Below are 14,835 nucleotides of genomic sequence, written 5' to 3'. Positions count from 1 at the left end.
ATGATTTTTATCGAAGAGAGCTCAAATTGAGCGACATAAATCACACAAAAAATATAGCGATTCATTCAACCGCTCATCGGAAGATAAAAGGACATATTTTTACAAATGATAAATTTTGGAGCTTTCTTTATGCACATATCTGATACAAATTAGTTAATCAAAGTTGATTAACTGATAAACGTATTGTTAATTTAAAATAATAGGTTCATTAGGTAATTCATTTTCATGGTTATTTTTATTTTTGATAAAATAATGATCTAAGATTTGCCCAATCTCATTCACGCCATCATTTATGGCTTGTAAATATTGTTTTTGAGCCAATAGCCTGACAATGCCTTGGCAAATTTCATTCCAAGTTTCAACTTGGGTTGCATTCTTTAAACCACGATCAATTACAATTTCGACTTTATGCTCACAAAGATTCAAATATAACAATACGCCACTGTTTAGTTCTGTATCCCAAACACCCAGTTCAGCAAAGAGTTGCTGCGCACGTAATCGTGTATTTTGATGATAAGCCTGTGAACATGGAATATGTCCTTCTATCACAACCTGAATCTCACCAACATGACCATGTTCAGCTTGTTGTACTACTTTAGCAATCTCAAGCCGATCTTGTTTACTGAAATAGCGATGTGCAGAAGAAACATAAAAGAAATGTTTAAGCCAACGTTTTAAACTTGGCTCTACAGGCTCATCCAGTTTTGGCTGGGTAATAATCTGTGTTGTATCTGTCTTGGTTACCATGAGCCTGATGCTCCCCCTCCTCCAAAGCGACCACCACCGCCACTATAGCCACCACCATGACCTCCTCCAAAACCACCACCGCCTCCACGCCCCCCACCCGATAAGAACGCTTGAAAAATGAGTTGAGCAAGTGAAGTAATGAGTAAAAAGAAAATACCAAACCCAAGCAATAAACTCATGACCAGACCTGTACCATTCAACAGACCTGCTGCTGTAGCAGTTACGCCAGCCGTCGCAGCACTTAAACGCTTACCGATAATAAATGAACCCACAACACCTGCGATAAGGATAAATAATGCCATTGAGAGAGTATTATCCTTGGCTTGTTGCTCCCGTAATGCTTGTTCATGGCGTTCTTTGAGTTCCTGAGCTGCCTGCTGTGCGATTTCTGGGTCTAGATTCACAATCCGAGTAATCTCATCTAAACCAGATGAAATGCCTTGTGCATACTGACCTTGTTTAAAAGAGGGTGTGATCTGATTACGAATAATACGGCTAAGAACCACATCAGGTAAAACACCTTCGAGACCATAGCCTGTCAAAATTTGAATTTTATGATCATTTATTGCAATCGCCATTAATAAGCCATTGTCTCGTTTGGCTGAACCGAGTTGCCATTTTTCACCCACGCGCAGAGCGAAATCAAAAATGGATTCTTGCCCTGTCGTTGGGACAATAATCACACCGATTTGGGCTTTTCCTTGCTGGTAAAGACTTAATATTTTCTGATTAAGCTGCCACATCTCAACATCAGTTAATATCTTTGCCTGATCAATAATGGGTTGATTTAAAGTCGGCAGACCCCGTATGGATTCACCATCCGCCATATCATGAGCAACTTGTGGTAAAGCTACTGTTTCAACGTTTTGGCTAGATGTCGTTGATGTTTGGTTTTGCTGCTGTTGGATGATTTGAGTTGCAACAATCGTATCACTTTGATCAGCCGTTGTAGCGCTCTCAGCCCAAACCGTATGCTGAAAAAATAGCGTCGCCAAAACAATCATTAAAACAGGTAAAGCTTGCTGTTTCAGATATTGCCTATACACACTTAGCATACGACTACTCCTAACAGTCCGATCTTAATTAAATGATACTGTTGGTGCTTGTTGAGCCGACTGTTCCGCCTTAAAATTCTCTTTGGTTTTCATTCCAATCACTTTTGCCGTCATCGCTTGTGGGAATTGACGAACATAGGAATTATAGTCCTGTACTGTCGTAATATAACGGTTACGAGCAACGGCGATACGATTTTCTGTCCCTTCCAATTGTGCTTGTAAATCACGGAATTGCTCATTGGCTTTGAGATCAGGATAACGCTCCTGCACCATTAACAAGCGAGACAATGCCCCTGTTAATTGGCTTTGTGCTTGTTGGTATTTTTCAAATAGTGCTGGGTCTTCTAAAACCTCTTTATCCACTTTCAAACCCGCAACATTAGAACGTGCTTGTGTCACCTCGACCAACACTTGTTCTTCATGTTTGGCATAACCTTTCACCACATTGACAAGATTTGGAACAAGGTCAGCACGTCGTTGATATTGGTTTTGCACCTCAGACCATGAAGCACTTACGGCTTCATCTTTCACTTGCAAGGTATTATATCCACAACCCGTGAACAATAACGTGCTTGCCAACACAGTTGCGAGAGCGGTTTGTTTGATCATTTTCATAAAAAATTTACCCTCAAATCTTTCTTTATATTTCTGCAATAATTCATTGTAGTAAGATTTTTTGTTCACTGTGTAACATTTATTAAAGTTACTTGGTCGCCATTTAAATAAAAAGGACATCACCCAACAATCTTGAGTAATGCCCTTTTTAGTTTTCTAACGCAAATTAGCTATATCGTGTTGAGGCGGTCTCTTCTTGGAAACTGACCATACCGTACTCATCCGCCATACGTGCTTTCCAATAATTCACCAACTTCGTATAGTCATGTTTCGCAGGATGAAAATCCGCTTGATAATAAGATAGATATTTAGGAATCAATTGAATAAACATTTTTCCAAGCAAATATATCCCAAATACATTTCCTCCGATTTTTGGCAAACTTTTCCACTTATCTTGCCAAATCAAACGTGATGTTGCATAAAAAGTGAGACTTGCAAATCCTGTGGTCACGCTACGCATCAACAGACGACGAACTCGATCATCACCATAAACTTCTTGATAGACATCAAAGGCAACTGAACGATGCTCAATTTCCTCAATCGCATGCCAAACCCAGAGCTTCATCGCATCATCATCTAAGGTACTTAGAATTTCTGGATGTTTCAAAATATAGCCCCCCAACATCGCTGTGAAATGCTCAAAGGCGCAAGTTAAAGCGAGCTGTAATTTGGGATGAATATTTCGAAGCGCATCATCACGCTTTGCAAGCCAAGCCTGAAAACGATCAAGGTTGTAATCGTCTCTTCGCCACGCATCATTAAACTCGGTATGCGCTTTAGAGTGCATCGCTTCTTGCCCGATAAATGCGGCGATCTGGGCCTGCAGTTGTGGTTCTCGAACTTTATCTCTAGCATTCCGCACACTATTAACAAAATACTGTTCACCGATTGGAAAAGTCGAGGAAAGTGCAGTCAAAAGATGTGACATCAAAGGTGAATTGGCAAAATAATGTCGTTTAATCTTTTTAGGATTAAACTGCAAACGGCGTACCGTAATACCCAAAGCTTTTGGGCGATTTAGATAGGTTTTTTCAGCATTCACATTTGCAAGAGCCATCTTTATTGCCTGCACAATTTTCTGATTGGTCTTCGAGTATCATGCTGAAAAATGATCAAGGACAGGGCAAAAAAGCTTATAAGATTTGCTAAAACTACCAAAATGATAATGTGCAAAAAACAAAACCTGCATAAAGCAGGCTTTGTTCAAATACGATTTACAGGATGTTTAGTTAAACACCAAGGTAATCTAAAATACCTTCAGCAGCTTGGCGACCTTCCCAAATTGCAGTCACAACAAGGTCAGAACCACGTACCATATCTCCACCTGCGAAGATTTTTGGATTAGATGTTTGGAATTTAAATTCTTGTTGTTCTGCCGCAACGACACGACCTGAACCATCTAAACTCACATTTGCAGGACCAAACCAATCAGCAGGACTTGGACGGAAACCAAATGCAAGTAATACTGCATCTGCTGGCAAAATTTCTTCAGAACCAGGAACAGGCTCAGGGCTACGACGACCACGGCTATCAGGCTCACCCATTTGTGTAGTGACAACCTTAACACCAGTTACCTTACCGTTTTCACCAACAATCTCAATTGGCTGACGGTTGAACAGGAATTTAACACCCTCTTCATAGGCGTTCTTCACTTCACGCGCAGAACCTGGCATGTTGCTTTCGTCGCGACGGTAAGCACAAGTCACATCGTGTGCGCCTTGACGTAATGAAGTACGGTTACAGTCCATCGCAGTATCACCACCGCCAAGAACAATCACTTTCTTACCATCTACGCTGATGTATTCGCTTGGGTCTTTTTCCCAACCTTGGCAACGATTTACATTAGCAATTAAGAAATCTAAAGCATCGTAAACGCCATCAAGGTCTTCGCCAGGGAAACCACCTTTCATGTAGGTATAAGTTCCCATACCCATAAATACGGCATCATATTCCGCAAGGAGTTGTTCAATCGTTACATCAACACCAATTTCAGTGTTTAAACGGAACTCAATGCCCATCCCCGTGAAAATTTCACGACGACGCTTCATCACATCTTTTTCCATTTTAAATTCTGGAATACCAAATGTGAGAAGACCACCGATTTCAGGACGTTTATCAAATACAACTGGTTTCACACCACCACGCGCAAGGATGTCTGCACAACCTAAGCCCGCAGGACCCGCACCAATAATTGCAACTTTTTTATCAGTCCATTTGACGCCAGACATATCTGGACGCCAGCCTAAAGCAAACGCGGTGTCATTAATGTATTTTTCTGCATTACCAATGGTCACTGCACCAAAACCATCATTTAAGGTACATGCACCTTCACACAAACGGTCTTGCGGACAAACACGACCACATACCTCTGGCAAGGTATTAGTTTGATGGCAAAGCTCAGCCGCTTGGAAAATTTGACCTTCCGCAATCAACTTTAACCAGTTTGGAATGTAGTTATGTACTGGACATTTCCACTCACAATACGGGTTACCACAACCTAAACAACGGTGGGTCTGATTCGCAGCCACTTCCGCAGTAAACGGTTTATAAATTTCCACAAACTCTGCTTTGCGGACAGTAATATCTTTTTTCTCTGGATCTTGGCGTGCTACATCCAGAAATTGAAAGTCATTATTGAGGCGTTCTGCCATGTCTCTCTCCGTGGGTAGGCGCAGCGATGTCCTTCACCTCTGCACCTGCCTATGTCTTTGCAGTCGTGGAATTATTGTGGATCAGCTTGGGTTGTTTTCAAAAGCGATTGCAAATTAGCAGCTTTTGGTTTTACAAGCCAGAACTTACGACTATAGAAGTCGAACTCATTACGGATTTTGTACGCCCAAGCACTTCCTGTTTCTTGAATATGTTCATCAAGAATACGAAGGAGGTTTTCTTTATGATCTTCCATCGCCTCTGTAGAGATACGATTGAGGTCAATCAGTTCATGGTTGTAGTAGTCAACAAAGTCATTATCAAGGTCAAGTACATAAGCAAAACCACCCGTCATACCTGCACCGAAGTTATGACCCACTTTACCAAGTACTGTCACTACACCACCTGTCATATATTCACAACAGTGATCGCCTGCACCTTCAATTACAGCAAATGCACCTGAGTTACGAACTGCGAAACGCTCGCCTGCTGTACCTGCCGCAAAAACTTTACCGCCAGTCGCACCATACAAACAGGTGTTACCAATAATTGCAGTATTTTGCGTTTGGAAAGGCGAACCTTTAGGTGGGAAGATCGATACGCGACCACCCGCCATACCTTTACCAACGTAATCGTTGGCATCACCTTCAAGTTTGATATGCAAACCACCTGCATTCCAAACACCTAGTGACTGACCAGCAGTACCCACAAGATTCATCACCACTGGGCTATTTTCCATACCCAAGTTGCTATAACGACGTGCGATTTCACCTGAAATACGTGCACCAATCGAACGGTCACAGTTACCTACAGTGAAGTTAAACGAACCACCTGTACCTGCTTCAATTGCTGGTAACATTTCAGCCACCATTTTCTCAGCTAAAACACCTTTATCAAATGGTGCATTGCCTTGAACTTGGCAATACTGCGCCTTACCTTCAGCAGATGGATGTGAAGTTAATAGAGCACTTAGATCAAGATGCGCATGCTTTTCAGTTTCACCCGGTAAAACCTCAAGCAAATCAACACGACCAATCAAGTCTTTCAGTGATGAAACACCAAGCGCAGCTAACCATTCACGAGTTTCTTCAGCAATAAATTTGAAGAAATTGATCAGCATTTCTGGCTCGCCAATATAATGCTCTTGACGTAAATGATCTTGTTGTGTCGCAACACCTGTTGCACAGTTGTTTAAGTGACAGATACGGAGGTATTTACAACCAAGTGCAATCATTGGGGTAGAACCAAAACCAAAGCTTTCCGCACCTAAAATTGCAGCTTTAATGACATCTAGACCTGTTTTTAAACCACCATCAGTTTGAACACGAACTTTGCCACGTAAATCATTTACACGAAGGGCTTGATGCGCTTCACTCAAACCTAATTCCCATGGTGAACCCGCATGGTGAATCGATGACAGCGGAGATGCCGCTGTACCACCGTCATAACCTGAAATGGTAATGAAGTCTGCATACGCTTTTGCTACACCAGCAGCAATTGTTCCCACACCTGGCTCAGATACTAATTTTACTGAAACCATTGCTTGAGGATTGACTTGTTTCAAGTCAAAGATCAATTGTGACAAATCTTCAATTGAGTAAATGTCATGATGTGGAGGCGGAGAAATCAAAGTCACACCCGGTACTGAGTAACGTAAACGTGCAATTAAGCCATTCACTTTACCACCTGGTAACTGACCACCTTCACCTGGTTTTGCACCCTGCGCTACTTTAATTTGTAGAACTTCAGCAGACGTTAAATATGCTGGAGTTACACCAAAGCGACCTGATGCAATTTGCTTGATTTTTGAGTTACGAATCGTACCGTAACGTGAAGGATCTTCACCACCTTCACCTGAGTTTGAACGACCACCAATCGTATTCATTGCAATTGCAATTGCTTCGTGTGCTTCAGGTGATAATGCACCTAAAGACATTCCCGCAGAGTCAAAACGCGGTAGAATTTCTTCAATCGTTTCAACTTGATCTAATGCAATTGAATCAGTTGTTTTTAACTTGAATAAGTCACGAATCGTAGCAACTGGACGGTTGTTCACCAGCTCAGCATATTCTTTAAAGTCTTGGTATTGACCTGAACGAACTGCCTTATGCAATGAATTAATCACATCAGGGTTGAACGCATGGTATTCTTTACCGAATACGAATTTAAGCAAACCGCCTTGGTCAATTGCTTTACGGTTTTGCCATGCAGTTGTTGCTAATTTTTTCTGGTCATTCTCTAAGTCTACAAATGTTGCACCTTGAATACGGCTTGGTACGCCAAGGAAACATTTATCAACAACTTCAGACGACAAACCAACTGCTTCAAACAACTGACCACCACGATACGAAGCAACTGTCGAGATTCCCATTTTAGAAAGTACTTTTAATAAGCCTTTCTCAATCCCTTTACGGAAGTTTGCTTGTGCATAAATTGGGTCACCCAATAATTCACCTTTCGCAACCAAATCATTGATCACATCATAAGCTAAATATGGGTAAATTGCTGTTGCACCAAAACCAAGCAATACCGCGAATTGATGTGGATCACGTGCAAAACCAGTTTCTACCAAAATATTTGCATCAGTACGTAAACCAACTTGAATCAAGTAGTGATGTACTGCACCTGTTACCAATGCTGAGTTTGCAGGTAAGAAACCTTCGCGAATGTTTTTATCTGTCAAAACAAGTAAAGTTTTGCCATCACGGATAGCTTGCGCTGCTTCTTCACAAATACGTGCAACTGCGGCTTGTAAACCTTCAGCCTCTGGATAGTTTAGATTGATATCAGCAACTGCATAACCCGCACGTTCTTTTTCAACATCACGAAGCTGCTGCATTTTCGAATGTGACAATACAGGGCTTGAAATAATAATGCGGTCTGCATGTTCAGAACCTTGTTCAAACACGTTTTGTTCACGGCCCAAACATGTTTCCAATGACATCACAATCGATTCACGTAATGGATCAATGGGTGGGTTCGTTACTTGCGCAAACTGCTGACGGAAATAATCCGTTACATGGCGAACTTGACGAGATAACACAGCCATTGGCGTATCATCACCCATTGAACCAACAGCTTCCTGACCACTTTCTGCGATTGGACGCAAAATTTGATCACGCTCTTCAAATGTCACCATAAACATTTTTTGAGCCGCTTTTAATGCGTCGCCAGTTAAACCTTGATCACTCAATTGTTCTTCAAGCTGAGGATCAGCTTTCAAACGAATTGCATGGTCACGTAACCACTCACGATATGGGCGCATATTTTTAAGATGGTTACTGACATCTTTTGTATCAAGCACTTTACCAGTCAAAGTATCAACAACTAAGATCTGACCTGGACCAACACGACCTTTCGATACAACATCTTCTGGTTCATAACCCCACACACCAATCTCAGATGCAAGGGTGATATAATCATTTTTCGTGATGACCCAACGTGCTGGACGCAAACCATTACGATCAAGCATACAGATTGCATGACGACCATCTTGAATCACGAGACCCGCTGGGCCATCCCAAGCTTCCATATGCTTCGAGTTAAATTCATAGAATGCACGTAAGTCAGCATCTAAAGTTTCAACGTTTTGCCATGCTGGTGGAACAAGCATACGAAGTGCACGGAATAAATCCATTCCACCACCAACAAGAATTTCAAGCATGTTGTCTAGGCTTGATGAATCCGAACCAGTACGGTTTACAATCGGATTTAACTCAGTTAAACCTGGTAGCAATGGGTTTTCAAATTTTGGTGTACGTGCCAAAGCCCAGTTACGGTTTGCTGTAATGGTGTTAATTTCACCATTATGCGCAAGATAACGGAATGGCTGAGCCAATGGCCAACGCGGTAATGTGTTGGTTGAAAAGCGTTGATGGAATACAACAATATGCGATTTTAGGCGTTCATCAGCTAAGTCTGTATAGAAGTCAGCAATCGCTGCTGGCATCATTAAACCCTTGTATGTGATAACAGTCGTTGCAAGTGTTGTCACATAGAATAATGGATCATTTTGTAATTGTTGCTCTGCACGGCGGCGTGCTAAGAATAACTTACGGTTAAACTCAACCTCAGTTAGGCCCATTGGGCAGTTAACCAAAATTTGTTCAAATGCTGGGAGTGATTGTAATGCAATTTCACCTAAAGCATCATTATTTGTTGGTACAACACGCCATGCCGCAACCGTTAAACCTTCAGCAGCAATTTCTTTATTTAAAATGTTTTTTGCATTTTGAGCTAAAGCAGGGTCAATATTCAGAAATACTGTACCAGCAGCAAAAATCTCAGTTAGGTTCGTTCCTAATTTCTGAGCTTCTTCACGGAAAAACTGTTTTGGCATCGCCAATAACAATCCGCACCCATCTCCTGTTTTACCATCCGCGGCAATACCACCACGGTGCGTCATGCAACTTAAACTGTGAATCGCAGTTTCGACCAGATGATGGCTTGATTCACCCTTCATATGGGCAATCAGACCAAAACCACAGTTATCCTTAAACTCATCAGGCTGATATAAACCTTGAGCGGGAGCTACAGTATTAGGCGATGGCATGTGCATAGCGTACCCTTCTTTCAACATGGCTCTTTCGAGCAACAAACAATCAATTCATTTTCTGCGATATTGCCGATCAACTCATATAAAGTTCAATGCTTCGCGAAAACATTTTTACTGGCGGATTTGCAAATATACGCCTTTCTTTGACAAGAAGCAGCGTAATCCAACAGATAAAGTGTTTTCAGTTATTACACCTTAATAGATGTTTGTAAAGCACAAAAACTTTCCATTTCACCAAATTAATGAATCGTTTAGTGTAAAAAAGAGCAATGAGCAGATAAATTAGCACCACAAGAAAGCAAAGAATATGCCAACTAATCATAAATTTACTAAATCATTAAAAAAACTAAAATAACTTCAAATTATAATTGGGGAAATGTTTACCGTTAAATATTAAAACGCACCAAATAATACCAACATGCTTTAAAAAAGAACTATTTATGCACCAAATTATAGCAATATCAATTCAATGGAACACCTTCCATCCTCTTCACAGAATCGGAATTTTCTTCTAATTTTTCTACTCTTTGCACTGTAGACTGACTCTGCTTAACATTAACAACATTACCTTGAGCATCACGCTGCGTCACTGTTGTTTGAGTCACTGTACTTGGATCAACTGCCATTTGCTCAGAATTCCCTCCAAGCGCAGTTTTTGATGGCGTCGCCACTCCCATTAACAAAGTCTCATCTACCTTTGGAAGAGCAGCAGGTTTTAATTGAACTTCATAGAGCTGATTGGCTGCGGTTTTTAGCTCATCCGAACCCAAATCATTCACAAATTCAGTATATACTGATAATTGTTGGGCTTTTGGCTTAACTGATTTAGGAAGTGTCAAATTCAATTGAGAAAATTGACGATTTGCTTCTTCCATATTAGGGAACACACCATAAACTACAACATATTGTTCCGCCCGATCTTGCCCACTTAAACGAAAATAAATAAATTTCTTTCTGTCAGCACGACTCAACAAAAAGTTTTTTACAATCGCCTCATCTGAACTACGGAAAATTTCCACAATCCATTGCTGTTGGTTTTCCTTAACAAATTTAGTTCCACGGAACTCTGACGCATGCTCATTAGACACCACAACCCTCGTGGTTAAATCTAAAGGTTTCACCTCATTAGAAAGTGCGCCTAAATGTGCTGTTGCAGCAACTTTTTCAGGTTGAATCTGCACTTCAGTTGTAGGTGGTTGATCCACTTCAATGAGAGCATCACTATCTGTAATCGCCCAAAAGATCAATGCAGCAACCAAACACACAATTGCGAGTGTAAGCCAACTGTACTGTTGAATGTTTTGCCAAATTGATCTAGAAATGGGCATGCTTTTCTCAATATATTCATTATGCTGATTGATTTGCAAGAATCGCTTGCTTCATCAAATCAACATCAAAATCTTTAGTAATCACGGCTTGTCCTAACTTTCTAAGTAAAACCAAACGTAACTGACCATTTAGGACTTTTTTATCATGTGACATATAAGCCAAAAATTCATCGAGTGGAATTTCAGGACATGATATCGGTAAATTGGCGCGTTGGATAATTCTTTTTGTACGCTCAAGGTCTCCAGTAGAAATCCAGCCTAAGCGGTATGAAAGATCCGCTGCCATGACCATTCCTGTAGCAACAGCCTCACCATGTAACCACACCCCATAGCCCAAATAAGATTCAATTGCGTGACCAAAAGTATGCCCCAAGTTTAATAAAGCACGTTCACCTTGTTCTTTTTCATCATTTGCGACAATCCTAGCTTTATGTGCACATGAACGATAAACCGCTTCTGCCAATAAAGTCGCATCACGAGCAACCAACGCATCCATGTTCTGCTCTAACCAAACCAAAAAATCCACATCACCCAATAATGCGTATTTAATCACTTCAGCTAAACCTGCTGAAAGCTCACGATCCGGTAAAGTATCTAATTGTGCCATATCTGCGAGCACAACTTGGGGCTGTTGAAAAGCGCCCAACATATTCTTACCCAAAGGATGGTTAATGCCTGTTTTTCCACCAACACTTGAATCCACTTGAGACAATAATGTTGTTGGCACTTGGATAAAATTCACCCCACGCTGGAAACATGCCGATGCAAATCCCGCCATATCACCAATGACACCACCACCTAAAGCAAGCACCGTACAATCACGATTAAATCCTGCTTCCAACAGTGCATCAAAAATTAAATTCAAATGTTGAATATCTTTAAATTGCTCACCATCAGGTAAAATACATTGTGCAACTTGTTTATCTAACTGCACTAAGGCATCAACATAATGTTGCAAATACAAAGGAGCAACTGTTGTATTGGAAACCAGCATAACTTGTCGCCCATAAACATATGGCTCAAGTAATATTTTCGGATTTAAATGACTTCCAATAAAAATAGGGTAGCGACGATCACCCAATTCAACATGTAACGTTTGCATAAAACTAGACCAGATAAAAGAATCAGTTGATTTGTTGGGATAAAATAAGGTGCAGAATTTTTTGCGCAAGATCGCGTGCAGCACCCTGATTGGTTTCGACAATAAAGTGAGCAATCTCTCGATATAAAGGGTCTCGTACTGTTAACAAATCCCTTAATTTCTGTTCAGGGTTATCGACTTGCAGTAATGGGCGATTCTTATCGCGATAAGTTCGCTGTAGTTGAAGTTCTACAGGAGTATAAAGATAAACAACGATACCTCGTTGTTTTAAAAATTTTCGATTTTCTAACTGGGTTACAGCACCGCCACCTGTTGCGACAACAAGTGAAGAACGTGCAGTCAATTCATTCAATACATTGGTTTCACGCGAGCGAAAGCCTATTTCACCCTCTTTTTCGAAAATCCAAGGGATTGTAGCACCTGTTTTACGTTCGATTTCATGATCACTATCAATAAACTCACGTCCCAACAATTCTGCTAAATGCCGACCAACTGTTGTTTTACCCGCCCCCATTGGCCCTACCAAATAAACATTTGGTAGGGTTTCAAACGCTTTGCTTGGCAACGCGCCACCTATATTAATTGCAATTATTCAAAATATATTAATGATTTCTAGTCAAAGTGTCATTAACAATTCTTGGTGTCACAAAAATAAGCAGTTCACGTTTTTTATCTGTTTTTAAATCTCGACGGAATAATTGCCCAATATATGGCAAATCCCCAAGGAAAGGCACTTTCGTCTGATTAGTAAGGTTCTCTTGTTCAAATATCCCCCCCAACACAACCGTTTCACCATTATCAACCAATACATTGGTATCAATCGAGTTTTTATTAATAGTTAACTGCCCAGTTGGTGTTGGTGTACTCGGCGAATCCTTTGTAATATTCAACTTCATCATCACTTTGCCTTCTGGTGTGATACTTGGTGTCACATCCAAACTCAAAGTCGCATTAATAAATTCGGTTTTTGGTACTGCATTTGCACCACTACCTGTTGAAGATGAATAGGGAATTTGGGTACCTGATTCAATTTTGGCAGCTTGCTTATCTGCGGTCATGACTTTTGGAGTTGAAATGACTTCGCCATAGCCATCAGCCTGAACTGCTGACAACTCTAAATCCAACATAAAATCAGACAGACTAATTAAACCAAATGCAATACGACTTGCACCAGGTGTTACTGCACCTAAATCAACGTTTAAATTATCTGGGCGTTCGATTTCATATTTCCAACCACCTGTATCACTATCCTTTTCAGGTTTTTTTAAATTCCATAGCGTGGTATCACTACCACCTACCAATAGATCATTATTACTGGTGATACCTTGTGACAAGATACCCCATTTAACCCCCATTTCTTTGGTAAAATCGGTACTCGCACTGACAATACGCGCTTCGATCATCACTTGTTTTACCGAAACATCCAGTAAATCAATCAATTTCCGAACTTTATCAATATTAAGTGCAGTGTCATTCACAATTAAAGTATTGGTACGCGTATCTGCTACCGCACTACCACGAGAACTTAATAAGCTTTCCAAAGCCAATGAATCAGAGTTAGATGTTCTATTTGATGTCGCACCTTTACCATCACGAGACTCCTCAATCAATTTCAGAACATCTGCAGCTTTTGCATAACTTAATTTGATATATTCTGTTTGAATTGGTGCAAGCTTAATACTTTGCGCAATCGCTTTAGCTTCTTCTTCTTCAGACTTAATCAATTCTGTAACGGGAGCAATCCAAATCACATTACCATTACGACGCTTATCTAAATTTTTTGTTTTAAGCACAATATCTAAAGCCTGATCCCAAGGCACATCCTTTAATCTTAAAGTAATGTTACCTTGCACTGTATCAGCAGCCACCATGTTAATGCTCGTGAAATCAGCCAACAACTGTAAAACTCGACGCACCTCGATATCTTGGAAATCTAGAGATATCTTATTTCCTGTATAAACTTGAGATTTTGCTTTTGCTGGTGACTTATCATCAGGTCGTTTAAGGCTAATGGTTAACTTATTCTCCGCCTGATAAGCCATGTATTCATAGCTTCCTGCAGATTGAATCGTAATAACACCATTCCCTTTATCATTATAAGCATCAACACTTGCAACAGGAGTTGCAAAATCATTGGTATTTAAACGACGAGCCAAATGGGTAGGAATTTTATTCCCCATTGTACGAATAACAATTTTACTGCCTTGCTGTTGTACATCTACAGGTGTATTACTTCCCAACAAGTCGACAACGACGAGTCCTTCACCCTGTGCACCTCGTTGGAAACCAATATTGGAAACACCTTGTTGTGGCTGTCGAGCAACCGCAGCATTTTTTGAATTATTTACAGGCTGAGCAGCATTAATTTTAAGAACAAAAGTATTTCCTTCAACACGTGTCGTGAAAGCTCCTGCTTCTTTTAAATTAACCACAAGACGAGAACGCTGATCATCAGCTGCAATATCAATTGATGCAGCTTCATTGGTCGATACCGGAATTGATGTTTGCTTTAAACCTTGTTGTGTTTTATCAAAATCCAAAATTAATCGCGAAGGCTGCTCTAATTGATAAGCTTGCGGTTGTGGCGGTAAACCATTAAACATCACACGAATTTCTGTACCTTGGTCGGCTAGACTCATCGGAACAATATTCGTCATACTCACCTGTGCAGACGCAACTTGCATAATTGCAATCGCCACAGCACCCATAGAAAATTGACGGAATGCACGGTTCATGGTCTTCGCTTCCCCAAATAAAGAATCTTTAAACTGTTTTTTCATTGTT

At 40.6% G+C, this 14,835-nt stretch carries 10 protein-coding genes; all 10 read right to left on the bottom strand.

Annotated elements, in window-relative coordinates; translation table 11 throughout:
* Positions 1-186: 186 nt before the first annotated feature.
* Entirely contained in the window at positions 187-747 is a 561-nt protein-coding gene (locus MMP60_RS01295; RefSeq protein ID WP_241334624.1) for a TPM domain-containing protein, read from the bottom strand.
* Positions 741-1,802, bottom strand: coding sequence for a TPM domain-containing protein (locus MMP60_RS01290; RefSeq protein WP_241334623.1), 1,062 nt, complete (start codon positions 1,800-1,802; stop codon positions 741-743). The genes MMP60_RS01295 and MMP60_RS01290 overlap by 7 nt, the downstream gene beginning before the upstream one ends.
* Before the next feature lie 24 nt (positions 1,803-1,826).
* Positions 1,827-2,417, bottom strand: coding sequence for a LemA family protein (locus tag MMP60_RS01285; RefSeq protein WP_241334622.1), 591 nt, complete (start codon positions 2,415-2,417; stop codon positions 1,827-1,829).
* 166 nt (positions 2,418-2,583) lie between these two features.
* The gene (locus MMP60_RS01280; protein WP_241334621.1) at positions 2,584-3,474 is read right to left on the bottom strand and encodes a metal-dependent hydrolase; all 891 of its coding nucleotides are present in this window, start codon (positions 3,472-3,474) and stop codon (positions 2,584-2,586) included.
* Positions 3,475-3,646: 172 nt separating this feature from the next.
* A complete protein-coding gene (locus MMP60_RS01275; protein ID WP_241334620.1) occupies positions 3,647-5,068 on the bottom strand; it encodes an FAD-dependent oxidoreductase in 1,422 nt (473 codons plus the stop codon).
* A gap of 71 nt (positions 5,069-5,139) precedes the next feature.
* Complete coding sequence (gene gltB, locus MMP60_RS01270; protein ID WP_241334619.1) at positions 5,140-9,618, bottom strand: glutamate synthase large subunit; 4,479 nt, start codon at positions 9,616-9,618, stop codon at positions 5,140-5,142.
* Between the two features lie 464 nt (positions 9,619-10,082).
* Positions 10,083-10,949, bottom strand: a complete 867-nt coding sequence (locus tag MMP60_RS01265) for a hypothetical protein (RefSeq protein WP_241334618.1) — start codon at positions 10,947-10,949, stop codon at positions 10,083-10,085.
* A 19-nt stretch (positions 10,950-10,968) separates the two neighbouring features.
* Positions 10,969-12,051, bottom strand: coding sequence for a 3-dehydroquinate synthase (aroB, locus tag MMP60_RS01260; RefSeq protein ID WP_241334617.1), 1,083 nt, complete (start codon positions 12,049-12,051; stop codon positions 10,969-10,971).
* A 22-nt stretch (positions 12,052-12,073) separates the two neighbouring features.
* Complete coding sequence (aroK, locus tag MMP60_RS01255) at positions 12,074-12,643, bottom strand: shikimate kinase AroK (protein ID WP_241334826.1); 570 nt, start codon at positions 12,641-12,643, stop codon at positions 12,074-12,076.
* A gap of 10 nt (positions 12,644-12,653) precedes the next feature.
* A complete protein-coding gene (locus tag MMP60_RS01250; protein ID WP_241334616.1) occupies positions 12,654-14,831 on the bottom strand; it encodes a type IV pilus secretin PilQ family protein in 2,178 nt (725 codons plus the stop codon).
* Positions 14,832-14,835: the final 4 nt, after the last annotated feature.

This window comes from Acinetobacter sp. ANC 4805, from assembly GCF_022549495.1.
Taxonomy (GTDB): domain Bacteria; phylum Pseudomonadota; class Gammaproteobacteria; order Pseudomonadales; family Moraxellaceae; genus Acinetobacter.
This window is presented reverse-complemented; position numbering and strand designations above follow the sequence as displayed.